This is a genomic window from Shewanella sp. SM29 (assembly GCF_025654245.1).
Taxonomy (GTDB): domain Bacteria; phylum Pseudomonadota; class Gammaproteobacteria; order Enterobacterales; family Shewanellaceae; genus Shewanella; species Shewanella oncorhynchi.
On record NZ_JAKKRN010000027.1, the window covers coordinates 24065 to 47295 of the forward strand.

The 23231-nt window shown below is 44.4% G+C and carries 33 protein-coding genes; 14 read left to right on the forward strand and 19 right to left on the reverse strand.

Features of this window, described 5'->3' with window-relative positions; translation table 11 throughout:
* Positions 1 to 9 precede the first annotated feature (9 nt).
* Positions 10 to 459, reverse strand: coding sequence for a DUF413 domain-containing protein (locus tag L5L77_RS16720; protein ID WP_028760261.1), 450 nt, complete (start codon positions 457 to 459; stop codon positions 10 to 12).
* A gap of 108 nt (positions 460 to 567) precedes the next feature.
* Between L5L77_RS16720 and hdfR the strand changes: the two genes are divergently transcribed.
* Positions 568 to 1437 (forward strand): HTH-type transcriptional regulator HdfR, encoded by an 870-nt coding sequence (gene hdfR / locus L5L77_RS16725; protein WP_212599819.1) that lies wholly within the window; start codon positions 568 to 570, stop codon positions 1435 to 1437.
* Positions 1438 to 1447: 10 nt separating this feature from the next.
* Here hdfR and L5L77_RS16730 read toward each other — a convergent pair whose 3' ends face one another.
* Positions 1448 to 1819 carry a diacylglycerol kinase gene (locus L5L77_RS16730; protein WP_028760259.1) on the reverse strand — a complete coding sequence of 124 codons (372 nt, stop codon included), beginning with the start codon at positions 1817 to 1819 and terminating at the stop codon, positions 1448 to 1450.
* Between the two features lie 280 nt (positions 1820 to 2099).
* On the opposite strand from L5L77_RS16730, the gene L5L77_RS16735 reads away from it, so the two are divergent.
* Positions 2100 to 3011 carry a DNA ligase gene (locus L5L77_RS16735; protein ID WP_263185170.1) on the forward strand — a complete coding sequence of 304 codons (912 nt, stop codon included), beginning with the start codon at positions 2100 to 2102 and terminating at the stop codon, positions 3009 to 3011.
* A gap of 70 nt (positions 3012 to 3081) precedes the next feature.
* Here L5L77_RS16735 and L5L77_RS16740 read toward each other — a convergent pair whose 3' ends face one another.
* The 14 genes from L5L77_RS16740 to L5L77_RS16805 form a co-directional block, all read right to left on the reverse strand.
* Positions 3082 to 4152: a type I restriction endonuclease gene (locus tag L5L77_RS16740; protein WP_263223199.1), complete on the reverse strand. Its 1071-nt coding sequence runs from the start codon at positions 4150 to 4152 to the stop codon at positions 3082 to 3084.
* A gap of 579 nt (positions 4153 to 4731) precedes the next feature.
* Entirely contained in the window at positions 4732 to 5916 is a 1185-nt protein-coding gene (locus L5L77_RS16745) for a phage integrase Arm DNA-binding domain-containing protein (protein ID WP_263223201.1), read from the reverse strand.
* Complete coding sequence (locus L5L77_RS16750; protein ID WP_012088952.1) at positions 5906 to 6136, reverse strand: excisionase; 231 nt, start codon at positions 6134 to 6136, stop codon at positions 5906 to 5908. The genes L5L77_RS16745 and L5L77_RS16750 overlap by 11 nt, the downstream gene beginning before the upstream one ends.
* Positions 6133 to 6489 (reverse strand): hypothetical protein, encoded by a 357-nt coding sequence (locus L5L77_RS16755; protein ID WP_113941496.1) that lies wholly within the window; start codon positions 6487 to 6489, stop codon positions 6133 to 6135. The genes L5L77_RS16750 and L5L77_RS16755 overlap by 4 nt, the downstream gene beginning before the upstream one ends.
* Positions 6490 to 6667: 178 nt before the next feature.
* Complete coding sequence (locus L5L77_RS16760) at positions 6668 to 6982, reverse strand: hypothetical protein (RefSeq protein ID WP_263223203.1); 315 nt, start codon at positions 6980 to 6982, stop codon at positions 6668 to 6670.
* The gene (locus tag L5L77_RS16765; RefSeq protein WP_263223205.1) at positions 6979 to 7299 is read right to left on the reverse strand and encodes a hypothetical protein; all 321 of its coding nucleotides are present in this window, start codon (positions 7297 to 7299) and stop codon (positions 6979 to 6981) included. Before L5L77_RS16765 ends, L5L77_RS16760 begins: the two co-directional genes overlap by 4 nt.
* Positions 7296 to 7526, reverse strand: a complete 231-nt coding sequence (locus L5L77_RS16770; RefSeq protein WP_011847800.1) for a hypothetical protein — start codon at positions 7524 to 7526, stop codon at positions 7296 to 7298. Before L5L77_RS16770 ends, L5L77_RS16765 begins: the two co-directional genes overlap by 4 nt.
* A complete protein-coding gene (locus L5L77_RS16775; protein ID WP_263223206.1) occupies positions 7523 to 7801 on the reverse strand; it encodes a hypothetical protein in 279 nt (92 codons plus the stop codon). Before L5L77_RS16775 ends, L5L77_RS16770 begins: the two co-directional genes overlap by 4 nt.
* Entirely contained in the window at positions 7802 to 8110 is a 309-nt protein-coding gene (locus tag L5L77_RS16780; RefSeq protein ID WP_012197003.1) for a hypothetical protein, read from the reverse strand.
* The gene (locus L5L77_RS16785; protein ID WP_263223208.1) at positions 8107 to 8805 is read right to left on the reverse strand and encodes a hypothetical protein; all 699 of its coding nucleotides are present in this window, start codon (positions 8803 to 8805) and stop codon (positions 8107 to 8109) included. The genes L5L77_RS16780 and L5L77_RS16785 overlap by 4 nt, the downstream gene beginning before the upstream one ends.
* Positions 8802 to 9392 carry an ead/Ea22-like family protein gene (locus L5L77_RS16790; RefSeq protein ID WP_263223210.1) on the reverse strand — a complete coding sequence of 197 codons (591 nt, stop codon included), beginning with the start codon at positions 9390 to 9392 and terminating at the stop codon, positions 8802 to 8804. The genes L5L77_RS16785 and L5L77_RS16790 overlap by 4 nt, the downstream gene beginning before the upstream one ends.
* 10 nt (positions 9393 to 9402) lie before the next feature.
* A complete protein-coding gene (locus tag L5L77_RS16795) occupies positions 9403 to 9567 on the reverse strand; it encodes a DUF1317 domain-containing protein (protein WP_263223212.1) in 165 nt (54 codons plus the stop codon).
* A gap of 36 nt (positions 9568 to 9603) precedes the next feature.
* On the reverse strand, positions 9604 to 9951 hold the full coding sequence (locus L5L77_RS16800) for a hypothetical protein (protein ID WP_263223214.1): 348 nt from the start codon (positions 9949 to 9951) through the stop codon (positions 9604 to 9606).
* A gap of 136 nt (positions 9952 to 10087) precedes the next feature.
* Positions 10088 to 10450, reverse strand: coding sequence for a hypothetical protein (locus L5L77_RS16805; RefSeq protein ID WP_263223216.1), 363 nt, complete (start codon positions 10448 to 10450; stop codon positions 10088 to 10090).
* A gap of 486 nt (positions 10451 to 10936) precedes the next feature.
* On the opposite strand from L5L77_RS16805, the gene L5L77_RS16810 reads away from it, so the two are divergent.
* Together L5L77_RS16810 and L5L77_RS16815 are read left to right on the forward strand one after the other, a co-directional pair.
* Complete coding sequence (locus L5L77_RS16810; RefSeq protein ID WP_263223218.1) at positions 10937 to 13861, forward strand: RNA-directed DNA polymerase; 2925 nt, start codon at positions 10937 to 10939, stop codon at positions 13859 to 13861.
* Between the two features lie 37 nt (positions 13862 to 13898).
* Positions 13899 to 14414, forward strand: a complete 516-nt coding sequence (locus tag L5L77_RS16815; protein ID WP_012197555.1) for a hypothetical protein — start codon at positions 13899 to 13901, stop codon at positions 14412 to 14414.
* 103 nt (positions 14415 to 14517) lie between these two features.
* On the opposite strand, the gene L5L77_RS16820 is transcribed toward L5L77_RS16815, so the two are convergent.
* The gene (locus L5L77_RS16820; RefSeq protein ID WP_012197554.1) at positions 14518 to 15207 is read right to left on the reverse strand and encodes a S24 family peptidase; all 690 of its coding nucleotides are present in this window, start codon (positions 15205 to 15207) and stop codon (positions 14518 to 14520) included.
* Between the two features lie 105 nt (positions 15208 to 15312).
* Here L5L77_RS16820 and L5L77_RS16825 point away from each other — a divergent pair, with 105 nt between their 5' ends.
* From L5L77_RS16825 to L5L77_RS16840, 4 genes are all read left to right on the forward strand, one after another.
* Complete coding sequence (locus L5L77_RS16825) at positions 15313 to 15507, forward strand: Cro/CI family transcriptional regulator (RefSeq protein WP_263223221.1); 195 nt, start codon at positions 15313 to 15315, stop codon at positions 15505 to 15507.
* Between the two features lie 43 nt (positions 15508 to 15550).
* Positions 15551 to 16174, forward strand: a complete 624-nt coding sequence (locus L5L77_RS16830; RefSeq protein WP_263223222.1) for a hypothetical protein — start codon at positions 15551 to 15553, stop codon at positions 16172 to 16174.
* A 5-nt stretch (positions 16175 to 16179) separates the two neighbouring features.
* Positions 16180 to 16506: a hypothetical protein gene (locus L5L77_RS16835; RefSeq protein ID WP_259559687.1), complete on the forward strand. Its 327-nt coding sequence runs from the start codon at positions 16180 to 16182 to the stop codon at positions 16504 to 16506.
* A 165-nt stretch (positions 16507 to 16671) separates the two neighbouring features.
* The gene (locus L5L77_RS16840; protein WP_263223224.1) at positions 16672 to 17409 is read left to right on the forward strand and encodes a hypothetical protein; all 738 of its coding nucleotides are present in this window, start codon (positions 16672 to 16674) and stop codon (positions 17407 to 17409) included.
* A 139-nt stretch (positions 17410 to 17548) separates the two neighbouring features.
* Here the strand turns inward: L5L77_RS16840 and L5L77_RS16845 are convergent, their stop codons facing one another.
* Positions 17549 to 17818, reverse strand: a complete 270-nt coding sequence (locus L5L77_RS16845) for a hypothetical protein (protein ID WP_263223226.1) — start codon at positions 17816 to 17818, stop codon at positions 17549 to 17551.
* A gap of 157 nt (positions 17819 to 17975) precedes the next feature.
* Here L5L77_RS16845 and L5L77_RS16850 point away from each other — a divergent pair, with 157 nt between their 5' ends.
* From L5L77_RS16850 to L5L77_RS16875, 6 genes are read left to right on the forward strand one after another with little or no spacing between them, the layout of a single operon-like run.
* Positions 17976 to 18812, forward strand: coding sequence for a helix-turn-helix domain-containing protein (locus L5L77_RS16850; protein WP_263223227.1), 837 nt, complete (start codon positions 17976 to 17978; stop codon positions 18810 to 18812).
* Positions 18809 to 19495, forward strand: coding sequence for a replication protein P (locus L5L77_RS16855; RefSeq protein WP_263223229.1), 687 nt, complete (start codon positions 18809 to 18811; stop codon positions 19493 to 19495). The genes L5L77_RS16850 and L5L77_RS16855 overlap by 4 nt, the downstream gene beginning before the upstream one ends.
* The gene (locus L5L77_RS16860; RefSeq protein WP_006082025.1) at positions 19485 to 19709 is read left to right on the forward strand and encodes a hypothetical protein; all 225 of its coding nucleotides are present in this window, start codon (positions 19485 to 19487) and stop codon (positions 19707 to 19709) included. Before L5L77_RS16855 ends, L5L77_RS16860 begins: the two co-directional genes overlap by 11 nt.
* Positions 19710 to 20978 (forward strand): tyrosine-type recombinase/integrase, encoded by a 1269-nt coding sequence (locus L5L77_RS16865; protein ID WP_263223231.1) that lies wholly within the window; start codon positions 19710 to 19712, stop codon positions 20976 to 20978. It abuts the gene before it with no gap.
* A 60-nt stretch (positions 20979 to 21038) separates the two neighbouring features.
* Entirely contained in the window at positions 21039 to 21254 is a 216-nt protein-coding gene (locus tag L5L77_RS16870; RefSeq protein WP_006082023.1) for a helix-turn-helix transcriptional regulator, read from the forward strand.
* The gene (locus tag L5L77_RS16875) at positions 21244 to 21603 is read left to right on the forward strand and encodes a hypothetical protein (RefSeq protein ID WP_006083861.1); all 360 of its coding nucleotides are present in this window, start codon (positions 21244 to 21246) and stop codon (positions 21601 to 21603) included. The genes L5L77_RS16870 and L5L77_RS16875 overlap by 11 nt, the downstream gene beginning before the upstream one ends.
* A gap of 369 nt (positions 21604 to 21972) precedes the next feature.
* Here the strand turns inward: L5L77_RS16875 and L5L77_RS16880 are convergent, their stop codons facing one another.
* Positions 21973 to 22932 carry an integron integrase gene (locus L5L77_RS16880; protein WP_263223233.1) on the reverse strand — a complete coding sequence of 320 codons (960 nt, stop codon included), beginning with the start codon at positions 22930 to 22932 and terminating at the stop codon, positions 21973 to 21975.
* Positions 22933 to 23231 lie beyond the last annotated feature (299 nt).

Sequence of the window (23231 nt, forward strand, 5' to 3'; positions counted from 1 at the left end):
CCTTAATCTTCATTCTTTATCCTCGGGTTCAGGTTCATCCTGAACATCATCTTCAATATCAAATACAGCCTCAGCCTCTATTTCTATCTCGGGCTTGGTTGCAGGCAAATGCACTGTACCAACCACGGCATAAAAGGGTTTCCCCATGGCGAGCCTGCGATACTTTACCCAGATCTGCTCTAACAAGCTACTGGGGGCGATATTTCCTTTGGCGACTTCCACAAATTGGGCTTCATCAGAGGTGCAAGGCAGCGTTTTCCCTTCCGCTAAATTCTTCATCGCATGACCATGCAATTCAAGGAGTTCAGCTTCTTTATTGGTAAAATCGCCGCTTCGTTTAAAGCCTTTGGGGAAATTAGCGTCGTCGTAGAAACGTTTTTGAGAGACAAAACTGGCAGCAACTGAGCCGTTAAACGTCTCAGAACCCTTGTTAGCGTTAAAAAAAGACTGTTCAGACATGGCAGATACCCTCTAGTTTTTGATATACAAAGATTTGCAACTGGAGTATTGGCTAGTATTATTGATTTATAAATCAAAAAAATTTGCCTATGTTGGTCAAGAATTTTTATGGATACCGATTTACTAAAAACCTTTCTCGAAGTCTCCCGTACTCGCCATTTTGGTAAAGCGGCTGAGAATCTTTATCTCACCCGAAGCGCTGTGAGCTTTAGGGTGAAACAGCTTGAGAGCATTTTGGGTGTCGCCTTATTTGAACGGCAACGTAATAATATTCAGCCCACGCCAGCAGGTGAACGTATGCTTGGTCATGCCGAGGCGGTGTTAACAGCATGGGAGCGGGCTAAGCAAGATGTTTCCCTCAGTCAGTTACAGACAACGCAGCTTGCCATTGGTGCAGGGCCGAATATTTGGGACGCTTACTTGCAAGGTTATTTACAGGGATTGCATGTCGGTTTACCAGGCGTGGCGTTGCGCACCGAAGTGCTACCCGCGAATGCAATGACGCGTCAGCTAATGGACCGTACCTTAGATATTGCGATTTCATTCGATCCGCCAAAGCTTGATCAATTTGAGATAGTACAACTGGGGCAAATTAATTTGTTGTTGGTGTCGAGCTTAAAAGGTCAAACGGTAAAAGCGGTTGTGCCGGGGCAATATGTAAAAGTCGATTGGGGTACGGCGTTCAATATTGTTCACGCACAGGAATATGCCTCGCTGCCAGTGCCAACGCTGCACACGAGTTCAGCACGTATTGCGTTAGATTTCATCTTGAATAATGGCGGCTGCGCATTTTTACCTGAGCATCTAGTGCAACATGCATTGCGCGGCGGCGAATTGCATCTCGTCAGCGGCGCGAATGCCATTTCACGAAATGTGTATCTTGCGTATTGGGCTGAGAATGACCGCTTAGCCCAGATCAAACAAGCCATCGACTTTTTAAGGGACGATGGCTCAATGGTTGTTCATGCGACGGTTTAGAAACTAAGAATTAAAGCACTAGCGGCGTTAATACAACCAGCCAAGTTAATCCACAAAGCGCAAGACTCATAAAGACGGCAGCCGAGGCAATGTCCTTGGCTTGGCCACTTAACGGGTGTATTTCACTGCCGACACGGTCAACCACAGCTTCAATCGCCGAGTTTAATAGCTCAACAATCAACACGATAAACAACGTGAAAATCAGCATAAGGCGTTCAATAGTGCTGATATCAACCCATAAGGCTACGGGTAACATGACTATCGTTAAGATTAATTCCTGTCTGAAGGCGGCTTCGTGGATCCAAGCGGCCTTTAGGCCCTTCATCGAAAATCCCGTCGCTCTGAATATGCGCTTAATACCGTGATTATTGGCTGGTTTCATAGTGTTTCCAATTGACGTTAGCGACAAAGCGCTGAGGTTCTGCTCATTCAAAACAGGGGGGAATAAACCCTACTGTTGTCTTTGTTAACATTTGACTGAGTCATAAATTTGGCCGCAGTATAGCCTGAGATGAAAAGTGCATAAACAATTAACTGAGCAAATTTGATCATCAACATTCGTTGTTAACTTAGGGAGTTAGTGACTTTTGCGGTTATTTTAGTGCAACTTTAGCCGTGCGGCCTAAGCTTGATGAAGGATATATTGCAGCGTGGGCAAGGGAATGACTCATACAAACCCGTTACGAAATTTAACATTTAATCATTTCATCCGTTTTAGTATTTTTAAGCTCAGCTTGCTTATAATTTGCGGTTTAACTCTTTCGGTTAACGCACACACCTCACCTCCTGCCATACAACTTGCTACCGAGTTTGATGCGACTCGAACTTCGCAAGATATTAATATTCAAAATTTTTTGATTAGTGAGAAACTCGACGGGGTTCGAGGTTACTGGAATGGCAAGGAATTATTCACTCGGCAGGGAAATGCCATCGCCGCACCCATTTGGTTTACTGCGAATTTCCCGAATTATCCTCTCGATGGTGAATTATGGCTTGGGCGGGGCCAGTTTGAAGCGATGTCGAGTTTAGTTCGACAAACTTCGGCTAAGGATGATGATTGGCGTAAAGTGCGATTTATGGTGTTCGATGTCCCCAAGGCGAGTGGCGACTTTCAGCATCGCTATCAATTTGCGCTGACTGAACTGAGTGGCAAATCGAATTATCTTGAAGTCATAGTGCAGTTCCAAGTAGAAAGCCTTGAAGCCCTGTATCAAAAACTCGATGCCTTAGTTGCAAAAGGTGCCGAAGGCTTGATGCTGCATCGCAGTTCTGCGACTTATATCAGTGGCCGCAATCCTCATCTGATGAAGTTAAAACCTTATTATGATGCTGAAGCTACTGTTATCGCTTATATCCCTGGTAAAGGTCAATTTGCAGGGCAGATGGGCGCATTAAAAGTGCAAACGCCAGACGGCCGAATTTTTAGTATTGGCACAGGTTTTAGTCTCGCAGAGCGCCAACATCCCCCCGCAGTGGGCACTATCATCACCTATAAATACCTTGGGCTTACCGTTAACGGTTTACCGCGGTTTGCCAGTTTTTTACGGGTAAGAACCGATGTTGAAACTGAGTAGCCGTTCCTAGTAAATCAAATTGCGCATAAGTCTTTACGCTGAGTAATGCGCAATTGATATTTTGATAGTATTATTCGTAATAGGCGACTGTCGATAATAGTTGTTCACTGAAATTAAAAATATCATCTACAGAGTTAATAGGATAACGAGTTTCATTTTTATTTTCATCCACTAATCCTAGATACTTTTGTTTAGCATTGAAGTGTAAGCGGCATAAGGGTTTTCGGTTATTATCATCCAATAGTATGCCAAAGTAACTTTGGGTATCCCTTGCGATGATTCGATTAACTTCTATTTTTTGCCTCAATATAGCTTTTATCACATTGAAACCGTCAATTTCTTCTTCAGTAGTAACTACTTTAATTTTTTCATCATTGGATGGTATTGGGGTATCGATTAAATTTTTGTTTTCATCAGTTGGTTTATCATTGCCAATAGCGGATTTTAAACGTTCATTAATGCTGTCGTTGAGAAATTGTCTTAGTGCTTTATGAGTAATTTCAGCAAATTGATGTTTTACTTTAGGTGTAAGAACCCCATCATAAGCCCTTGAGGCAAAAAAGCGAATAAACTCTTCTTCCGGTTCTTTAAATTGCTCACTAATAACACGTTTTATCTGACTCAAGTATTTTAGTTCTCCTGCCGCGCTGACTATTGAGTTAACGTCGAACGAGTTTTTAGTCAGCTTTTTAACTTCTGGAATTAAGTGTTCATCAATATTTTCAAGATCTAAGATCAGAAATGGTTTTTCATCCATTTTGTTAGGAGCATCAAGATCGGTATAAAATTGATATTCAGTACCGTTTGTAAGAATAGCTAAGCGTGCGTTGGTGACAGAAAAATAACGAAATAGTTGTGACGCATGCTTTATGGACAGCTTTTCATTGTACTTTTTGCATTCAATAAGGATTTGCACTTCACCTTCCTTAATTAATGCGTAGTCAACTTTCTCACCTTTTTTACCTATAGTATCTGCCGTAAATTCTGGGACAACTTCGCTAGGATTAAAAACATCATATCCTAGAACTGTATGCAAAAATGGCATGACTAAGGCATTCTTAGTCGCTTCCTCAGTTTGAAGGCTATTAGCAATTTGAGGGATGCGTTTTGATAGAACATCGATTCGTTCAATAAAATCCATTTTACTTTTCCTCTTCTTGTACTTTGTGGTGTATTTTTTATTTGAGCGAGTATGCGGTGAACATTCAGTTTTATTTTAAACCGTACTCTGACATATAAACCTAGTCGATAAAAAATCCTTAGCAAGGAGGCTAATTTGTTTCTGTGCTGTTTATCGTATATTTTACGGGTTAGGTTAAATTTTGTGCGTACTTGGTATGTATATGGCTCAAGGGGAATATTTTAGCTGAGGTGACACCCTTAACTTTCGGATCGTAGCGCGCATTTTATTTTTGATAATGGTTTGGCGTAAGAATATTTTGTATTTCTAGGTTTAACATGTTGTATTTATAGGTAAATAATTAATGTTTTAAGCTGCTTATCATATTAAGTTTACATCTAGGTTTAAGCACATTAGATAACTTATTGATAATACTAAGCTATGAGGTATTCATGTTAAAAGATCAAAGTGTACGGCGAATATTGATGGTTTGTATGGGTAATATCTGCTTGAAATTTAACTCATTGTAATTGTTAGATAAAAACCTCTCTCCAAAATCTCTCCAAAATTCCTCTCCAAAACGCTGTGTGATTTCTGGTGCTAAATCACTAGCTCTATCCACATCTGGCCACGTATATCATGATATGCAGCAGTGGTTCGCGGGTCTTTGTGACCAAGTAAGATTTGAGTGTCGATTCCCTGACCGCTATAGAGTCTTTCTGAAAGTGATCGCAATTCGTGAAAGGTCGTGGTCGATGGACCAAGCTCATCGCGGCATTCAGAAAAGCGTTTGGTAATGGTATCAACAAACACTTGCCCACCTATGGTTGCACCTCTAATACCGTGTTGATGGTGGATCAGGTATTTAGATACACAGCGGCTACGGCACGATAAAACAACATTGCCAATGCTCAAATCTAACGCCTCAAGTTTAAGTCCCAGCGGCAGCTTGAGCATTGTTGAGGTTTTCTGCTGAAACACATGCAACCATTCGCCTTCAACGTAGGAGTAGGGCGGCTTCGAACGGTTTCCTGTTTTCCAATTTTGATACAGTCTTTCCCAATCGTTGCCCTTTTTAAATTGCATGTTAGCGATATCAACGCGGCGCTGCCCAGTCACCAATGCGAGCAGAATGGTATTTTTAACCCACGGCTCTTTGGTTTCGGCAACCGTGAGGATTTGTTTCACGGCCTCTAGTTCAAGCCGATCCCGAACGACGTTTACCCGTGGGGATTTGGTCGCCGATGCGGGATTAAATCCACCGGTGATTTCTCCCGCTTGAGCGGCTTCTTTGAAAATATCAATCAGTACTGATCTCACCGCCTGCGCAGTTCTTTCTTTTCCTTGCGCTCTTAAAGACTGCATCAGCTCGTAACAGTCTTTGGTTGATATGTCTTTGAGGGGAATATTGCCCATCGCTTTTATAGCAATCGTCGCCTGAGACTTACGGGTTTTAAACGTGTTGAGTCTGATCTCGCCGTTATTTAATCTATCGCCCTGGATAGCAATATATTTTTCAACCCACTTTTTAAAGGCAATGCCATGTTGTGCCACACGTTCCGGCCTAGTGTTATAGTTATCGATAAACGCACTTGCAAGTTGTTGAGCAATTAACAGATTTAATGCGTTTGCTCGTTCCTTTGCGATGGTTCTATCTTTACCTAGCCCTCTAAAGGCCCCATTGCGGGGATCTCTGTACTGGTAATAAACTTCACCATTGCGAGCGTCTTGCCGGCAATAAAGGTTTTCTACACCTAGGTCGAACTTACGTGGTCTAGCCGCCATTGAGGATTCTCCTGATAACAGGGTCGCTTATATCACTGACCACAACCTGAGTCGGGTCTACGTAAATCGCATTGGATTTAACCGCCCAGCGTCTACCGAGCTTAATTGGTCTTGGGACAATGGACCCTGACTTTGCCCAAGCCTGCAAAGTCGCTTTTGATACAGAGAAGGCGATATGCATTTTCGCCCAATCTTCAAGGGTAATATATTGCTCGATCATATCGGACTCCTGATTAAGTCAGCGCCAGCATTGTTGCAGTGTTCATCATCGTGCCTTACTTGCTTTAAACAACCTTCATCCTCATCTTCTTGCCATTCACCTGAGTCGATTAATGCTTTGGTGCATTGACTGCAAATCTGATGGGTACTGCCGCAATGTTCGACAAAGGTTGGTCTATGCGCTTCACAGAAATAACCCTCGCAGCTGATCTCATCTTCGCCATGCATACCACCACACGCATAAGAAAGGCCGCGGTCGATTTGTTTGTGGCAACCCGGATGATCACAGGTTGCTTCGAAGGCATAACCAATGGGTCTGCCGTTACTATCCTCACCACAATTTGACCAGCTCATTGCTTACCATCCTCAATATAACGATGAAAATCATCCTCGCCACACGTTGCAAACTCCTTTTCGCAATGCGCCCATGAACAGACAAATTCGTTTTCGCATAGATCTGATGCGTAAATCGTATTTTCACCGCCACAGTGTGGACATGAAACTATTAGCCCTGCAGGCTTTGCCATCTTCTTCATTGTTTACCACCATTTGGAACGCTTTTTTCTTGGCCGCAAATTTTTAGAAGCTCGTTCGCATCAGTTATTGCACTCTCGATTCCTAGGCACTGTGGATAGTCATTACTTAATACAAATAGGTTTGGCAGTGCTTGTGTAGATATGAAAGTTTTGAGCTTATCCACCTGCATCGCCAGCTGGTCGTGCTCAGCTGTTAGAGTGTCAATTTCTTGCGCTGCCTCAGCCGCAAGAGCCTTTTCACCACGACGAGATAAGTCGTCTTGATCTGTAGCGAACTGCTTTAGCCGTTCAGATAGTGAAAGCTGCTTCATGCTGCTTCCTTATTTTTCGGTGCAAAGAACAGCGCGACGGGGCCATCTTCGGTGTCGTGAATACTCAGCAAGAATGAGCCGGCCTTGTCGCAAACGGGGTTCCAATCGCTGATATCGTTATCGCCCTCGTCAAAGTAACGCTCGATGAGGTTTTCAGGCGCATCGAGTTCAAACCAAATCGCCACAAACTCGCCGCCTTGGCGTGCAGCCCATGCTTCACACTCCACACGGGTCACACCTTCATCCCACTCGGGCAAATCGGGATGGGTCCAATAACCTTCTTCACGTTCTACAGTTGCTGCTTGTATCGACTTCATGCTGCTTCTCCTTTTATCCTGAGTTTTGATTCTGCGTTGAGTGCAAATACTTCGGCGTCGGCTTGGCCGAAGTCGCTGCACTCGATGGCGTTAAAAGACTTACAAATGCCCCAGCCGTGATAGTTGTTGGGGGTGTACTTCACTTCGATTTGTTGCTGATCGCACATCAAGGTGAAGTAGGGCTTAGATAGCGTGACCACGCCCGCTTTAGTGCTGAACGTATTCATGCCGCCTCCTTGTTTTGGTTGTCGCTTGTTTGGCTGACTGGCGGATGGCAGGGCAGACGCATTGGGTGATATCGGTACGAATACACTATGGTGCGGCTAATGCCCTTGGCTAAGTTGGTTAAGCCGTAGCCCAATGCTTGCCAGTACAGGCAATCTAATACGCCCAGTGCCAGTGCGATTTTGATGCTGTCGCCCGTTGTTGCTTTGAGTAACAGGCTTAACTTATGGCTGCGATAATGATTTAGCAGATGGCGAAACGCCGCTGATTGAGTCATTTAGGCCACCTGCTTCGGTTGCAAAGGAGTTGTTAGCAAAGCGCTTGATTGCAAATGAGTTAATTGCAGCTTGGCCCAGTCGATGGCTTTAATGGCCTCGACCGTGGCGGCGATTTGCTCTAGCTTCTTTTGCCCGCGCATAAAGTTCGACAGTTCAATACCGTGGCGAGCGGCCGCGCGTTCGGCGGGTAGGGCGCTGGTGTAATGCAGCGTTAACGCGGCAATCACCTCGGGCGAACTAATGCGGGTAAGCGATAGCAATAACGCAACGCGCTCTTGTGATTCAAAGCCTGGGAGTAAGTGGTTCATGCAGCCTTTCTCCTTGCCTTCAATTCTTCGCAGCTTATGGATACCGTGAAATCAAGCTCCATGCGTTCGCTATATTGATCAGCACAGCTATAGGCTTCGTAAGGATTTAATCCCCAAGTAATGCAGCCACAATGTGGGCAATTGCCACGCGTTTTACCTGTGGTGCGGCGGGTGCGTGGTCGCTTGGGTTTACGAATGCCAGCAGCAGTGATCATGCTGCGCTCGTTGATGTTAGCGGCTTGGAAAGTGCGGCGTGCGATGGCGTCTATGTCGGTTTTGGCATAGATAGTGGCAACGATACCTTGTGTCTTGAGTTCGTTTACTCTGACTAGCGCAACTTGGTATGCAAATACGGCAGATGCCTTGTAACTTACAGAGCTAAAATCGACTGTTAGCCAATAAACATCGTTGCCATCAGTGCGATCCCCAATGCGAATAACGTATTCATCACAGCCTGACTTTTCACCCTCATCGCCAAGATACTGGTGATCCACGCGCACGGTTGATTGCTCATCGACAAGCTCCTTGCTAAGTGGAACGTCAGTGTGACGGCTATTAAATTGGCGCTGTGCTTCTTCAAGGGTAAAAACCTCAGCTAGTTCTAAGTTGCTGGTGTAGCCGCCACGGTCTGCCCAAAACATGCAAGTACTGCCAACATTGTCGCGCGAATCACGCAGGTAGAATAATGGGTTCATGCTGCCACCTCTGCCTTAGTTAGTGACAGGATCCAGTTGCGTAGCTCAATCATTTGAGGACACAAATACATTGACGCGACATAGGTATATAAATGTGGGTAATCATGCTGTTTACGCCTGATAAACCAATTCGCATCAGCTTCGGTGAGGCAGGATTTAATGACCTCTTCAATTTCTTGAAAGTGAAGTTTGGTGAGGTTTGATGGCAAATCGTAATGATCTGAATCAACATCAAAATCTTCGATAAACGCTTGAGTGAATACGTCGGCAAATGATTCGATTTCATCGTGATAAGATTCGATCTTGTCGTTCTCGAATAACCACGTTTTGCACCATTCGGCATCATGCTCTAGCAACCATTCAGCAAGGTTGCTTTTATCGCCATCATCAGAGCGATAGAGTGTTGAATAATCGCCGTCTTCACCGTAAAAAATCTCCCAGTGATGATCGTTGTAGCCTTCTTGAGTCACTAAGTAGCGCTTGCAGCGCACCTGCCAGATTGGCTCCGCAGTTATGCGATTATCTTGCTGGTGCATTTGCTGAGACATTTCAAGCAAGAATGCGGGGATCTCGATGTGTTGGCTCATGTTGATTTCCTTATCTTCTAACCAAGAAACGGTGCAAACCTTTGGCGGCACGAATGGCGACAGTGCGGTCGGTGGTAAACTTGCCACCGGGCAACATCCAACCTTCCTTAAACGCGACGATATGGCCAACGCCGATTTTGATATCGCTGTGTAGCGGTTTGTCATCAATTAACATGCTGCTTTCCCTCTCTCGTCATCACACACCGCAGGGCTAAGCTGCGGTTTCGCCGTTAAACACCACCAGATTGATGATGGGTTTCTTGGTTTTGGGGTTCACCTTGTCCGACAGCTTGTGATAGCGAATATGCACATCGCGGTGGGCTTCTTGGGTCATTGCTAACACGATATATTGCTGGCACAGCGCGGGCGTCGATAACGAATGCGACAGGCGTTGTGGCTTCATGGTGTCAAACAAGTGCTGCGCCATATCATCCAACTTAGCTTGGTACTCGTCGGGGCTCAGTTGACGGCGGTTAGGGTGCGCACCGACTGAGGTGCTGCACTTCTTGGCCGCTTGTTTTTTCGCTAAGGTCATGGACACGCCGTAAACAAAAAACATAAATGCCTCCAACAAGGTGAAACTGTCGCCGTTATCGTTACAGGGATATGGACCATCACCCCTTGGTTGCTTTGCCTTGGCTGTTTTGCCTAGATAGCTAAATCGTGAATGTTCGCGGAGGCTCTGCGGCTACTGCTTAGTGGCCGACTGGCGTGGCTGTCGTCATGGTGTGCAGCGGATGCACATTAGTGACGGCTTGCGAGTCGTTGCGCCACACCATCACCTTGCCGTACAAACCTTGTAGGGGCTCAGTAAAGCGCAGGCAGAAGTTGAGCCCTAGTTCACCTGTGTGACGAATAAACTGGCGGTAAAAGGCGGCACTGGGGTGGTGATAGGCAAAATGCTTGACCAGTTCGGCGCAGCGGGCTTGTACACGTGGGCAATCCATCGGGTCGGTGTGGCCCTTGGCCAGCGCCATCAAGCAGGCAAAACGTATTGCAACCAGTAGACGAAACTCATCGCGTTGCTTAGGTGTGGTGTGAACTTTCGCTAGAATCATTTCCTTGTCCTCGGTAGTGGGTATGCTACAAAGTTAAGATAACTTGACTTTCTAGTCAATAGCTTTGGTTTAATAAACTTGACTTTAGTCATGTTGGTTATGTGCTTTTGTACTTCAAAATACTTAATAAATGATATAACAATATGATTTTATGGATTTTATTCTGGTGGTAGAGAGGTTTTGATAGCGGGAGAGTTTGCTAGCCTTTATCAGGTTAAAAGATGCTTCTTTAACTAGGGAAAATTAGAGTTAATGCATATTTAGAACACTTTCATTTTTGTTTTAGTTTATTAAAAGATGTGATTTTTTGTTTGTAAGACAACATTTAAGCGAATATTTAACATAAAAATGTTAATATAGAGCCACTTGTTTAGATTGTTGAGTAAGTCTTAAGGTATTTTATGGATAAAAAAATGTTTAGTAGGGACTATATATCTTTAGCCGATGTATATTTGGCCTATAGAAAAGCAAAGGCGGAGGCTTTCTATGATAGTTTTTATCCAAATGCTATTGCTTTCTCTGAGTTTGAAAAAAAACATTAAGACAAAAATTTTAAATCTACATTCTAAAATAATAAATGGAAGTGATTCAGATTCGTGGTGGGAAGATATCAAGTTTATTGGTGATTTCCGTTATGTCCCCAAAGAATTAGATGATAATAATTGGAACAACAAAGTAAATGTTCATTACCGTTCTGTAGATCCAATTACTGATTGGAAACAACGTTTTAAAGAAAATTCAAATAAACGATTAAATGTAAAGTATAGACAGATATTGTGTCCGTCTGTTGAATATCAAATATTATCTGCATTGTGGATACTGAAAGTTGGTCATTTGTTCGAAGCTAAATTAGATAAGGAGTTATCTTATGGAAATAGGCTAAGACGTAGGAGTGGTTTAGTACCTGATTCAGATTCTTTACAAGACCAATTAAACTTAGACGCATCAGGATTATTTTCGCCTTATTTTTCTGCTTATAAAAATTGGAGGGGAAATGGGCTGGATGCTATGAAGAAACTTATAAGTGAAGGGCATGATGTGACTGCAATCACTATGGATTTAGCTGGGTTCTATCATAATGCATCACCTAATTTTTTACTAAGACCTTCATTCCTTAGGAAACTTGGTTTATCACTCAGTAGTGATGAAAGGAAATTTACTCGCCTTATATTAGAATCGATTAATAACTGGTATTTAACCACTCCTGACTATGAACAGCGCACGGATGGGGCATTGCCAGTAGGATCTTCTATATCAAAAATCATATCGAATGTTTTATTGTATGAGCTAGATAAGCAGATATCAGAAGGCTTAGAACCTGAATATTATGGTCGATATGTAGACGATATTTTCTTGGTGTTCAAAACGCCGGATGAAGAGTTAACTGGTGACTCAATTTTATCTCATATGTCGAAGCATGTTGAGTGTTTGAAAATTAATAGAGTAAAAGGCGAACAACCAGATTTACGACTTAGATTTGTGTATGCACAAGATAGTGACTTAAAATTTACGGCTAGTAAACAAAAAATATTTAGTCTTTCTAGTAAGCACGGATTGGACTTTATTAATCAAATTTCAAGTCAAATTAGAGCTCAATCTAGTGAATATCGAATGTTGCCAGAGGTGCCTAGAGATTCTGTGGTAATGGCTGACAAAACATTGTTAGCATCGCCAGATGCTTCTTTGATTCCAGATGCACTTAGGAAGGCTGATGTCGTTTCTATTCGGCGTCTTGGCTTATCACTTTTATTGAGGGATATTGAAAGTTACTCTGAAGATTTATCTAGCGCGAATTGGATTGTAGTTAGAAATGAGTTTTATGGTCTTGTTGAACGCTATCTGTTAACACCTAAAGGTCTGTTTGATATGTTTGGGTATCTACATAGAGTATTCCAAGTAATGATATCAAATTATGATTTTATTTATGCAAATAAATTTATTGATAAGTTACAAGTATGTTTAGACTTGATTGGTAAAACGACAGTAAGGTCGAAGTTAAATAGAGTTAGCATGGAAAATTTTCATGTGTATTTATTTGAGAAGTTATCAGAGGCAGCCTTGAAAGCTTCCACAAAAAAAGATTTTATTAAGTGGGAAAGCTTGAGGAAACTTATTGTAAAGTTATCTGGTATTTCAAAAAATGATATTTATAAAAAAACTAAATCTCAATTAAAAGCAATTAGCAATGAATTATTGTTAGCAGATTTCGGCGTTCGTTCATATAAAGATTATTGGTACTATTCGCAAGCAACTGATTCTAAAGCGATTCTAACTCCTAGGGCTAGAAGTGTTAGAGCAGTCCTTAGGCTTGATTCCATACATCAGTTCGCAACTGATGCTAATTTAAAGAAGCCATACTGGCCTGCTCTAGCGTTTTCTACAAGACCTTTGAGTGTTCAGGAGATCGCATTAATATGTCCAAAGGTACTTGATGATAGTGTTTTTTTCAAAGATGTTTTATTTGGACTTAGAGGTGCAAAGACAAATCAATATAATATTAGCAGGAAGTATTCAGCTTTAGATGGTTGCTGGATTAATGTGCCTAAGCCAGTTAGTTCTAAAATATATGTAGCTCTAACTAATTTCGAGACAACTCAAGTTCAATATGATAGCGCTTTAAATGAAATACCTGATGAGAGTTTGGATAGGTACGAAAAAATTAATAGATTAATTAATGATATATTAAAATCGAGTCCTAAGTCTGATTATATAGTTTTTCCTGAATGTTCATTGCCTCGACGTTGGGCTGTAAATATTGCTTCAAAAATGGCGAAGCAGAAAATATCATTAATAGCAGGTATTGAGTATTATAAGCATAGTAAAGGTAAAAATATAATTAGGAATGATTGCTTAGTCTCATTGGTTACTAATTGGCCTGGGTATAATAGCAATTTTTTATTTATGCAACCAAAGATTCTCCCTTCACATTGTGAAAAAAACAGGTTGGAAATAAAACGTTTAAAGCTCTTTACGCCTAATAATGAATTAGACTTGTTGCCAATATATAGACATGGTGATTTTAATTTCGGAGTTTTAATTTGCAGTGATTTGACGAATCCAAGGAATAGAGTTAGATTTCAGGGTGAGGTTGATTGCTTATTTGTGCTGGAGTGGAATCAAGATGTGAAAACATTTAGTTATTTAGTTGAAGGTGCAGCACATGACATTCACTCTTTTGTAATACAAGTAAATAATAGGGAGTATGGAGATAGTCGAGTTAGAGCACCATTTCGCGTTGACTATAAACGCGATTTGGTACGTGTGAAAGGTGGATTGTCCGACACGTTCCTTATATCTGAAGTCGATTTTAAATCCTTGCGAAAATTTCAAAAAAATGGCGTGATGACTGATGATAATTCTGATTTTAAACCTGTGCCTATAGGTTTTAAAATGTCAGATTATCGAAAGTAAACTAATAATTTTAACTGCTTTGCGATAGGGGTTCAACTTGGAAAAGTCTGATGTTACGTGTTTTCATACAGGATGGTCTGTGTTTTTAGATATTACTATGTGGAGTAAGTGGCTAGATATTGCAGCGAATATAGCGACAATAGGGGCTGTTTTGATCGCATTTTATGCGGCACATGTTGCATATAATCAACTTCTATCAAATATAAAAGAAACTAGAAATGCAACTGCATATAATTTATATAATCAATATTTATCATTGTGTATGGCGAATCCAAATTTTTCATATGGTATGGAAATCCCTAATTCACATTGTGTTGAATATGCAAAGTACTGCTGGTTTGTTTCTACTATGCTTTTTTCTTTTGAGCAGATAGTGGAAACTCAAAATAATAATCCTCAATGGATTAGCACGATTAAATCTCAATTAAGAATACATAAAAAACATTTAAAAGTTTCTACATCAGTATCTAATGGAGACTGGGAACCTAGGCTTTGTCTTATTATTAATGAGGTTATCGCAGAGGCTGATAATGAGGTTGTTGCTGAAGGCTGATAAATAGATCAATGAACAACTAATGATTTACGAGTTTTACTTGTGTATTTTAATTTTAAGCCAGATGTTGCTAGTTCTGGCTTAATTTATTTGATAGTTTATTTTAAATTAAAACTGAATACCAAAATACTTTTCCGATCACTTTGATCTGTTTGACTTGGTCAGTATCGAGGCGTTCATCAGGATATTCGTCAGTGTTGTAGCTGCGTAGGCGTAAACCACCACCGGGTAATTTATACAGTACTTTGATGCGCAGCATGCCATCGTGGTTCACGGCGTACATTTTGCCGTCGATCACATCGGTGGCCGAGGTATCGACGCCGACTGTTGAGCCGTGGGGTAATATGGGCTCCATGCTGTTGCCATTCACTTTGACACATGCTGCATAGTCACTATTCACACCTTGACGTTTAAGAGTGCTCTTAGTAAAGCGCAGTTTTGGCCCTTTAAATTCGCGGCTATCGAGAATGCCATCCCCTGCGGCTAGCTCTACTTCCATGTAAAACGGTATTTCAACTTCATCTTCCCCTAATGGGGTATCACTGTCCCATATCTCAAAACCGCCAGCCCATTCAGCGTTGGATTCCGGTTTAGTTTCTTTATTTCCAAAGAGAAGATATTCGGGTGAGCAACTTAAGGCTTTCGCTAAGGCATGCAGGTTCTCGCCTTTGGGAGAGGTAGAGCCTGATTCCCAAAGCGATACTGTGGCTTTAGTTAAGCCTATTTTTTTTGCAATGGCTGGCTGTGTAAAACCTAGCTCTTTGCGTCTTTGTTTAATGCGTTCATTCATCATAGTAAAGCTATCTTAACTTAACGTAAGTCAAGTTACCTTTTCTTTTGTTGACATTTGAGTTGAGTTTTCTTAACCTCGGTTAAAATTACTTGTCGGAGTTTGTCTATGAAAACGAAAGATGCGATCTCGCATTTTGGAAACAAGCTAAAACTGGCTGAGGCTTTGAGTGTTACTAAATCGGCAATTAGCCAGTGGGGGGAAGACGTTCCCGAACTCCGCGCTTATCAAATCGAACGGTTAACTGGTGGTGAACTCAAGGCGACTGAGTCGCCGTTAGTGAGTTCTGAGCATGCCGCTTAATACCGAACCGTTATAACACGTTAACAGAGAGAGGCTTATTAGCATGAAAACCAATTCACGTAAAAAAGATAGCCGTTTGAATTTGTTGATGAAAACGATTCATCGGGTGTTGGAATTGCCCAAGATGACACGCTTTGCGCTGGCGATAGATTTTGTTGCGGCGGTTGAGCGCCTTGGGCTGAGTGAAGTGTTAGTGGCGGAGGGCATTAGCTTTGCGAGCAGTCAAGACGTGCACAACGATGCGCGGATTAATGCCCAAAAGCTGTTCCGTTGGCTCGGCCAGTACGAGGGCCAACATCCACAGGCGGATCGCTTGTTTCATGTTGAACAAGCACTGGTGGCGGCACTGCCTGAGCATTTGCGGGTGCAGTATCTCAACGATGTGTTTGGTTGCACTGGGGTGACGGTGATTGCTGATCGCATGAATGATGGTCATGTGTTGCATGTGGCCGATATGGCGGCATCGTTAACCAAAGAGAACGCCGAGGCGCAAGTGGCGGTGATCCACTTGGGCTGTGAACCCAAGCGCGAGCAGTTAGTGGCGGCGCACCGCGAGTTAAAAGAGTCGGCGGCAACCACGCAAGCCAGCATGGCGGCGTTAGAGCTGGCGTATCCGTATTTAGCGAGTCATGGCGGCAAGGCGGCGCAATACGCGGCCGAGAAGTGACCGCGATGCCGCAATCGAACCTTAACATCAATGTTATTGCCCGCGCTAAGACTGAGCTGCATCAGCAGTTGATCCGCTTGGGCGACATGATCGGCGACGGTTTGCATTTAGAACCCGATGGCAAATGGATTGCGAAAGAGTATGTAAAAGTGGCGCGGGCGTTAGGTTATCGGCCCAAACGAGCGAATCACAGCGCACAGATTAATGCGGTGATGCTTAAGCGGGTGGCTGATGTGCCGTGTGGCCAGTGCGGTTTGGCTTTAAAGCAAACCAAGTCGGGCTCAAAACGCGCCGTGTGTGCTAATGGGCATAAGTGGCAGTTGTTGAAATGAGTTGTTGAAATGACTTGTTGAAATAAGAGAAGGAGTGAATGGCATGTTCACAAATCAGTTAAGTGATAACTGGGCGCGTAAAAAACGCCGTTATCAAATTGCCCGCCACAGTTTGGCGACCGATGCGGGCTTGATACCTAAGATCATGAAGTGAGGAGGATAACGATGTTTGATCCTGAATGTTTGATTTGTTGTTTGGAGGGCGGCGCCGCGTGTTCGGTGCATGGGCAAGTTAGCCGTGATGATGGGCCCACCGTGGCCGCGCTTACCGAAATGGAAACCGCGCAAGTGACGTTACTCATGATGCAAGCAAGGCAGTTAATGCTTAAGGCGATGGCGCTTAAATCTAAGTCGAACATGCCTAATCGCACTGAGCCTAACGCCAAAGATCCTAGCGCGGCAACCTCTGAACGGGCAGCGTTAAGTGGCGTGAACATGGGCAAAGACATTGCCTGTTTTCATGGGCAGACCACGGCGGAGTTGTTTAGGCGAACGCAGGTGGGCCGAATGGTTGAGGTGTTAAGGAACTGCGATGAATTGCAGCATAGTCGCCCCGAGCGTTTGGCGGTTATCGCGACCGACATCGTGGATAAGGCGTTGCTGGGCAGTAGCAAGCAGTTGTTGCTGCCGACGGTGAGCATCGATTGGATTATGAATTATCTGTTGATGGAAGAACAACGCGCGGAACGTTCTATTGCGCTATTGGCAGCGGATGTAGGCGCGGCTGATGTGGGCGGGGCTGATATGAGTGCAGCTAATGTGAGTGCCATAGCGAAAAGCCGCAACGTGCACATTAAACGGCGTGATTTTTTTAGCCAGTTGCGCAGTAACTTGGCGCACAAGGTTTACTTGCTTGGCAGTGAAGGCGAGCGAGCGGAGGGCAACGGGGCGCATTGCAGTTGACCCGTTGCTGTAGACATAAGAAAGCCCGCTGAAGTTTTGGCGACCGATGCGGGCTTAATGCCAGAGAGGTAGGCAATTGCATGTTACTGAAATACGGCGTTGTGGTCAAATTTTGACCTTTGGTCGAGTGGTTAGGGATTCAGTTTAATGTGTGAAGCAGGTGCCGCTGAGCCGTTTCATGATCGCAGCCGGTTGCTTCGACATAAACGAAATATTCTGCTTGAGCGGTTTGGTTGAAAACGAAATAACCACCGAGTACATCAAGCGGTCCAAAGAGGATGTGGTCTATTTCAAAGCATTTGGGATTGTAAATATCCATAACGCTGATGTTGTCGGTATCAAGTTCTACGGCAATGCGGCTGCGGTTTTTACTTATGCCGATAACGGTTCCATGTGTCTGTCGGGGCATTTAAACGTCCTGTTTAAAGTCGATTGTAAATAAGAAAGCCCGCTGAAGTTTTGGCGACCGATGCGGGCTTAATACCTAAGTGAGGCAATATTATGTTACTGAAGCATAGAGTTTGCGTCAATTCGAGTTTGTGTGTTGCTCCGTTTGGGGGTGACTTATGAGTATGGAATTGATGGTAAAAGCGATGAAGGCCAAGGTGGGTAATCCACTGCGCAAGCTGGTGTTGATCAAGCTTGCCGATAACGCCAATGACCAAGGCGAATGCTGGCCGAGTTATCAGAACATTGCTGAGCAGTGTGAGATAACCCGCCGTAGTGTGATGAACCACGTAAAAACGTTGGAGGATGACGGCTTTTTACGGCGCGAATATCGCAAGGGTGAGAAGGGTAACTCCACCAATATTTTCCACATTCGTTTTGAGCCGATGGCGCCAAAATGTAAGGGAGAGGCCGCTGTATTAGGGGGTGAAGCAAATTCACTATCCCCCAATGGCGCAGATTTGCCCCCTAGTGAATGTGGTTCACTACCCCCTAGTGAAGCAAATTCACCCCCTAGTGAATATGGTTCACCAGCTAGTGAACGTGGTTCACCACCCCTAGTGAATCTGGTTCACCCAGAATCTATCAATCTTGAATCTATCAATGAATCTTTAAAAGACTCTTGTCCAGCAACGAGTGCTAAGTCGGTTTTCAATGCGTTTTTCAAAGCCTATCCCGCCCATCGCAAAGGCGGCTCGGATTCGGCTGCATGGAAAGCGTGGAAGGCCGAAAAGCTGACCGATGCCGATTGTGTGTTGGCTGTGACGTGGTTGAAGGAGGCTGCGGCGCTGGATACGAGTTGGGGCTTTAGTGCGAACGGCCAGTTTGTGTTGGGTATTACCAAGTTTATCCGCGAACGCCATTGGCTAACGCCGTTGCCAAGACCGATGGGTACCGCGGTTGGGCAAGTGGATTGGAGCTACGCGGTGTATGACCCAGAGGACCCCTTGATATGACGGCCAACCAAAATGCGAGCATGAAATCACTGCAAACCTTAATCCGCCAGCCGCTGGTTGGGCAGGGCGCACGGGTGACGCAACCAGAGCCCACGGCAATGGACATGGCGATTGTGGACAGTGTGTTTAGCAAGTTGCGGGTGTTGTTTCCGGTGAGTGCGCCGCGGCCTGAGGACGAAGCGACCCACAAAGCCGAGTGGCTTAAAACCTTGGCGGCACAGGGCATTGCCAGCCGCGAGCAAGTGCAAGCGGGGCTGAATCGCGCCAGACGCGAGCAGGGCGATAGGCAATTTTGGCCGACACCGCGCCAGTTTGCTTTGTGGTGCCAACCCACGGCCTGTGATTTAGGGCTGCCTAAGTTAGAGGCGGCGTTTAAGGAAGCAACGCGCCATTACCATCACCCTGACAAGCATACGTGGAGCCATGATGTGGTGCGCTTAGCAGTGCGCGAAACGGGCAGTTGGATGTTTGCCACTGGGCTTGAAAAGGATGTGTTAATGACCTTTGAGCGCAATTACACAGTGTTATGCAGACGCTTTAGCCGTGGCGAGTTGACCGATGTGGAATTGCCAAAGGCATTACCTGAAACGGTGACGCGGCCGACTGAGGCGGCCAAGGCGAAATCAATTATTGCCAATTTACGAACCAACCTTGGGCTTAAGGGGGCAAATGATGGCGACTAAACCACTGACCCAGCGCGAACGCTTGATGCGCATCATCACAGGGAAACGGTTTTGGACCCTGTTTGAAATCCAGCAAGAGAGCTTTAACCGCTTTGGGGTTCACGACAGTGAGACAGCGTTAAGTGCACGGTTTCGGGATATGCCGATGAACCAGCGAGTTAAGCGCATACGCTCGGGTACCCATCACACCTTTGAATATCGGTTGGAGGGTTAGATGGCGCAGGTGATGACAGCAACAGGCGTGGAGCAAGGCAAGTTAAACGATGCAGTATTGCGCCGTTGGTTGCGGGCAGGGATAACACGGGACTTTCGGGACACGCAGTTTCCGGCGGTGCGGTTACGGGCCTCGACCGATAGACGCCAAGCCTCGGTGTATTTAGTGATGAACGAAGCGGGCAAAACCGTGTGGCAAAAGCAGGGCGTGTGGCCCGTGATGTGCTTGAAGACCTTTTTAACCGAGTTACCCAGTTTGCTCGCCAAACGCAGCATGGGCCAAGTGGTAATCAGCAACGAGTTTGCCACCGTCGCGCAATTGCTGGCGTGGTTTGTCACCCATGTGGAGTGCAACCGCACCTTAAGCAACAGCTGGCGCAGTAACTGTAAATCGTTAGTGAGTAAACATCTCAGTGGCTGCTTTGCTGAGTTACCACTCAATGAACTGAACTTTATTGCAGTGGACAGTTATTTAGTCAAACCCATGTTGGCGCAAGGCTACTCGGCCAATTACATCAAAGCCGCGGTAAAAGTGTTGAAACGAGCGCTATCGGTTGCGGCGGATTTACGGGTGTTAGACACCAATAGCTTGGCGGGGTATCGGGTGCAAATGAGCTTGAATATGCCCCCTTTGGTGGGCACGCAATTAAGCGAGTCGGACGTGGGCCCGTTATTTAGCGCCCTACGGAATGCAGCAAGACCAGTGGCCATGTTGTTTGTGTTAATGCTGATGTTCGGTACCCGCATAGGTGAAACCCGCTTGGCACGTTGGGACCACTTCGCCGGCGATTACTGGTTTATTCCCGCCGAGAATGCCAAGAACCGCCAAGAGCACCGACTGCCCATGACGCCCACAGCCAAGAAGCTGATAACCCATTACGCCCATTGGCAATACACGCATGTGGGCAAGCGGGCGTTTTTATTCCCAGGCGAAGTGGGGCCGGTGAGTATTCGCACCGCGCAATATTGGAGTGAGACGATTCGGTTTAAGGCGTTTACATCGCATGCACTAAGAAAACTGTGCCGCACCATTATTGCCGACATGGGCGTAGATACCATGGTGGGTGAGCGAATTTTGAATCACACCTTGCCATTACTGCTGCGCACTTACGTCAACAGCACCTTAGATAAGGGCATGTTGATGGCATTAGATGCCTACCACGCGCACTTAATCACGCTAGGGTTTGATGATGTGGCGCCCGAGATTATGCGCCAATCGACCACTGAGCCGAGTGAGCCAGACGAGCCCATGTTAGTGGGGTGGTTATGACGCTAACAATGACAATAACAAATAGAACGAGTGAGTTATGGACTTCACGCAGGAGGATTTATGGCTAATCGCGCCGCGGATGTATTGAAAGTAGGGCGCCGTTTACGGGGCATGACCCAAGACGAAGTGGCTGAGATTTACGGCATTAGCCGCAACACTTATCAACGTTGGGAAAATGGCCGTACTACTGCGCCCTATGACGATGTGACATCGATATGCCTTGATGTGTTTAAGCTTTCGATTGAGAAGATAAATGAGGTGGCCAATGGGCTTTAGCGATGAACCCGAGCAGAGGATGAACATTAAGGCGTTGCGGTTAGGGCTGTATCGCTGGGGCCGTTATTGGGTGCACCAAGAATTGGGTAAGGGGTTTTCAAACCGCAGCGCCTGCGACCGTTTAGGTGAAGCTCTGGGCGGCGGCAACTTAAAGCACGAACTCAACGTGCCAGCCCATGTCGCCCATTTTGACCACCTCGTTGAGCAGTTATCCATTAACTGTAAACGTGCCATTCGCGCCCATTACCTGTGCAAAGAGCAGTGGGCCTTAATGGGATTTGACAGCAAAAAGTCCTACATCTTCTGGCTAAGAAAAGCCGAAATGGCACTGCTAGATAGGATGAATTAGAAGGAACGCCCTCTTGCGAGGGCTGGCGGGTTAGACGGTTGTCCACCAAGACTGCTAACCCGTTGACCGGATTTTATCAAAGGTTCAGACAGATACCTATGCAAAATCATTCGCGATTAAATGATGCACTGAGCTTAGGTGTGAGCTCTATATTGATCACAATGAAACTAGGCTTTTACAAATGATTGTTTTGTGGATTTATCGTTCTGGTGCTCTTGCCGCAATACGTCTTTATGCATTTGTTTGGGCTAACGCCAGTTACCCCCAAGTGTTTTACGGGGCAACCCAAACACTCTGTAAGTTAAGTGTTAGTTTACCTAAATTAGTAACACTACTAGAGGCAATCGAGATTGCTTTATTACTTAGAATTTATAACTTATCTAATGGACTCGTTGTCCCTGCGTAATGTTGGCCAAGCACATGGGTGTAGATTTGTGTTGTACTAACGTCATTATGGCCAAGTAGCTCCTGAACACTTCTGATATCACTGCCCGATTGAAGTAGATGGGTTGCAAAGCTATGTCTAAATGTATGACAGGTAACACGCTTAGTTATTTTGATGTTACGCACCGCATTGCCGAGCGCTTTACGAATAACACTCTGATGAAGATGATGCCTGCAAAGCGTTCCTGTATAAGGATTAATGCAGGTTGTGGTTGAAGGGAAAATGAACATCCATCCGTGTTGCTTAAAGGCATTTGGATACTTACGCTCTAACGCATTGGGTAGGGAAGGACCGATCCCTTGTTGGTTGTCACTGTGTTGAATCTCCATTGCCTTATTAATATATGCTGCGAGTTTAATGGCACATTTATGGCTGAGGATTGTTTGTCTATCTTTATGACCTTTACCATCCCTCACAGTCAACGAAGCTTGTTCAATATCAATATCTTGGATACGTAACCTGAGGCATTCTGAAACTCTCAGTCCACTACCATAGAGTAGTTCTATTATTAGCCTATCGCGGCCATCAAGCTCATTTAGTATTAGTGAGATTTCTGAAGGGGATAACACAGTAGGTAAATAACGCTGTTTTGTGGCATAGCAAAAACCTAAGTTTCCAAGCTCATGATGCAAATGTTTCTGGTACAAATAGGCTAACGCGTTTAGTGCAATTTTTTGAGTGTTGATAGCCACATTCCGTTGATTGGCAAGGAAGGTTAAGAATTGTGCGACCTCCTCTGTTCCCATCGTTTCAGGGTGACGCTTGTGGTGAAAGTTAATGAACGCCTTGATCCAATACAGGTAGGATTTTTCTGTTCTAATACTGTAACCACGCATGCGCATTTCTTCTTGAACACCGCTTAAAAAAGGGCTTTTTATACTCATGATAGCAATCCTTGCTTTTACTGTTTATATATACAGTATTATTTAGAAATAGCTTAAATCAAGGAAGAGTGTAAATTTTTTTGCGCGTTTACACTTATGTTAAATTATATATTGTATTAATTATCAATAAGTTATTTTTTGATGGTTTGAGATAATAGGTTTGGGAAACGCGCATGCGCGTTTTTCCAGATGGTGTATTTGAAAAAAAGCTGATAAGTTCCTTTTATTACAAGTAATTAACAGTGCGCGTTTTTACTGGTCTAATGAGGTAAACGCGCATGCGCACTAATAAAATGTTA

Excerpts from the sequence above, each read along its gene's own strand:
- L5L77_RS16720 (WP_028760261.1), bottom strand. The coding sequence starts at position 459 with ATGTCTGAACAGTCTTTTTTTAACGCTAACAAGGGTTCTGAGACGTTT.
- hdfR (WP_212599819.1), top strand. The coding sequence starts at position 568 with ATGGATACCGATTTACTAAAAACCTTTCTCGAAGTCTCCCGTACTCGC.
- L5L77_RS16730 (WP_028760259.1), bottom strand. The coding sequence starts at position 1,819 with ATGAAACCAGCCAATAATCACGGTATTAAGCGCATATTCAGAGCGACG.
- L5L77_RS16735 (WP_263185170.1), top strand. The coding sequence starts at position 2,100 with ATGACTCATACAAACCCGTTACGAAATTTAACATTTAATCATTTCATC.
- L5L77_RS16740 (WP_263223199.1), bottom strand. The coding sequence starts at position 4,152 with ATGGATTTTATTGAACGAATCGATGTTCTATCAAAACGCATCCCTCAA.
- L5L77_RS16745 (WP_263223201.1), bottom strand. The coding sequence starts at position 5,916 with ATGGCGGCTAGACCACGTAAGTTCGACCTAGGTGTAGAAAACCTTTAT.
- L5L77_RS16750 (WP_012088952.1), bottom strand. The coding sequence starts at position 6,136 with ATGATCGAGCAATATATTACCCTTGAAGATTGGGCGAAAATGCATATC.
- L5L77_RS16755 (WP_113941496.1), bottom strand. The coding sequence starts at position 6,489 with ATGAGCTGGTCAAATTGTGGTGAGGATAGTAACGGCAGACCCATTGGT.
- L5L77_RS16760 (WP_263223203.1), bottom strand. The coding sequence starts at position 6,982 with ATGAAGCAGCTTTCACTATCTGAACGGCTAAAGCAGTTCGCTACAGAT.
- L5L77_RS16765 (WP_263223205.1), bottom strand. The coding sequence starts at position 7,299 with ATGAAGTCGATACAAGCAGCAACTGTAGAACGTGAAGAAGGTTATTGG.
- L5L77_RS16770 (WP_011847800.1), bottom strand. The coding sequence starts at position 7,526 with ATGAATACGTTCAGCACTAAAGCGGGCGTGGTCACGCTATCTAAGCCC.
- L5L77_RS16775 (WP_263223206.1), bottom strand. The coding sequence starts at position 7,801 with ATGACTCAATCAGCGGCGTTTCGCCATCTGCTAAATCATTATCGCAGC.
- L5L77_RS16780 (WP_012197003.1), bottom strand. The coding sequence starts at position 8,110 with ATGAACCACTTACTCCCAGGCTTTGAATCACAAGAGCGCGTTGCGTTA.
- L5L77_RS16785 (WP_263223208.1), bottom strand. The coding sequence starts at position 8,805 with ATGAACCCATTATTCTACCTGCGTGATTCGCGCGACAATGTTGGCAGT.
- L5L77_RS16790 (WP_263223210.1), bottom strand. The coding sequence starts at position 9,392 with ATGAGCCAACACATCGAGATCCCCGCATTCTTGCTTGAAATGTCTCAG.
- L5L77_RS16795 (WP_263223212.1), bottom strand. The coding sequence starts at position 9,567 with ATGTTAATTGATGACAAACCGCTACACAGCGATATCAAAATCGGCGTT.
- L5L77_RS16800 (WP_263223214.1), bottom strand. The coding sequence starts at position 9,951 with ATGTTTTTTGTTTACGGCGTGTCCATGACCTTAGCGAAAAAACAAGCG.
- L5L77_RS16805 (WP_263223216.1), bottom strand. The coding sequence starts at position 10,450 with ATGATTCTAGCGAAAGTTCACACCACACCTAAGCAACGCGATGAGTTT.
- L5L77_RS16810 (WP_263223218.1), top strand. The coding sequence starts at position 10,937 with ATGATAGTTTTTATCCAAATGCTATTGCTTTCTCTGAGTTTGAAAAAA.
- L5L77_RS16820 (WP_012197554.1), bottom strand. The coding sequence starts at position 15,207 with ATGATGAATGAACGCATTAAACAAAGACGCAAAGAGCTAGGTTTTACA.
- L5L77_RS16825 (WP_263223221.1), top strand. The coding sequence starts at position 15,313 with ATGAAAACGAAAGATGCGATCTCGCATTTTGGAAACAAGCTAAAACTG.
- L5L77_RS16830 (WP_263223222.1), top strand. The coding sequence starts at position 15,551 with ATGAAAACCAATTCACGTAAAAAAGATAGCCGTTTGAATTTGTTGATG.
- L5L77_RS16835 (WP_259559687.1), top strand. The coding sequence starts at position 16,180 with ATGCCGCAATCGAACCTTAACATCAATGTTATTGCCCGCGCTAAGACT.
- L5L77_RS16840 (WP_263223224.1), top strand. The coding sequence starts at position 16,672 with ATGTTTGATCCTGAATGTTTGATTTGTTGTTTGGAGGGCGGCGCCGCG.
- L5L77_RS16845 (WP_263223226.1), bottom strand. The coding sequence starts at position 17,818 with ATGCCCCGACAGACACATGGAACCGTTATCGGCATAAGTAAAAACCGC.
- L5L77_RS16850 (WP_263223227.1), top strand. The coding sequence starts at position 17,976 with ATGAGTATGGAATTGATGGTAAAAGCGATGAAGGCCAAGGTGGGTAAT.
- L5L77_RS16855 (WP_263223229.1), top strand. The coding sequence starts at position 18,809 with ATGACGGCCAACCAAAATGCGAGCATGAAATCACTGCAAACCTTAATC.
- L5L77_RS16860 (WP_006082025.1), top strand. The coding sequence starts at position 19,485 with ATGGCGACTAAACCACTGACCCAGCGCGAACGCTTGATGCGCATCATC.
- L5L77_RS16865 (WP_263223231.1), top strand. The coding sequence starts at position 19,710 with ATGGCGCAGGTGATGACAGCAACAGGCGTGGAGCAAGGCAAGTTAAAC.
- L5L77_RS16870 (WP_006082023.1), top strand. The coding sequence starts at position 21,039 with ATGGCTAATCGCGCCGCGGATGTATTGAAAGTAGGGCGCCGTTTACGG.
- L5L77_RS16875 (WP_006083861.1), top strand. The coding sequence starts at position 21,244 with ATGGGCTTTAGCGATGAACCCGAGCAGAGGATGAACATTAAGGCGTTG.
- L5L77_RS16880 (WP_263223233.1), bottom strand. The coding sequence starts at position 22,932 with ATGAGTATAAAAAGCCCTTTTTTAAGCGGTGTTCAAGAAGAAATGCGC.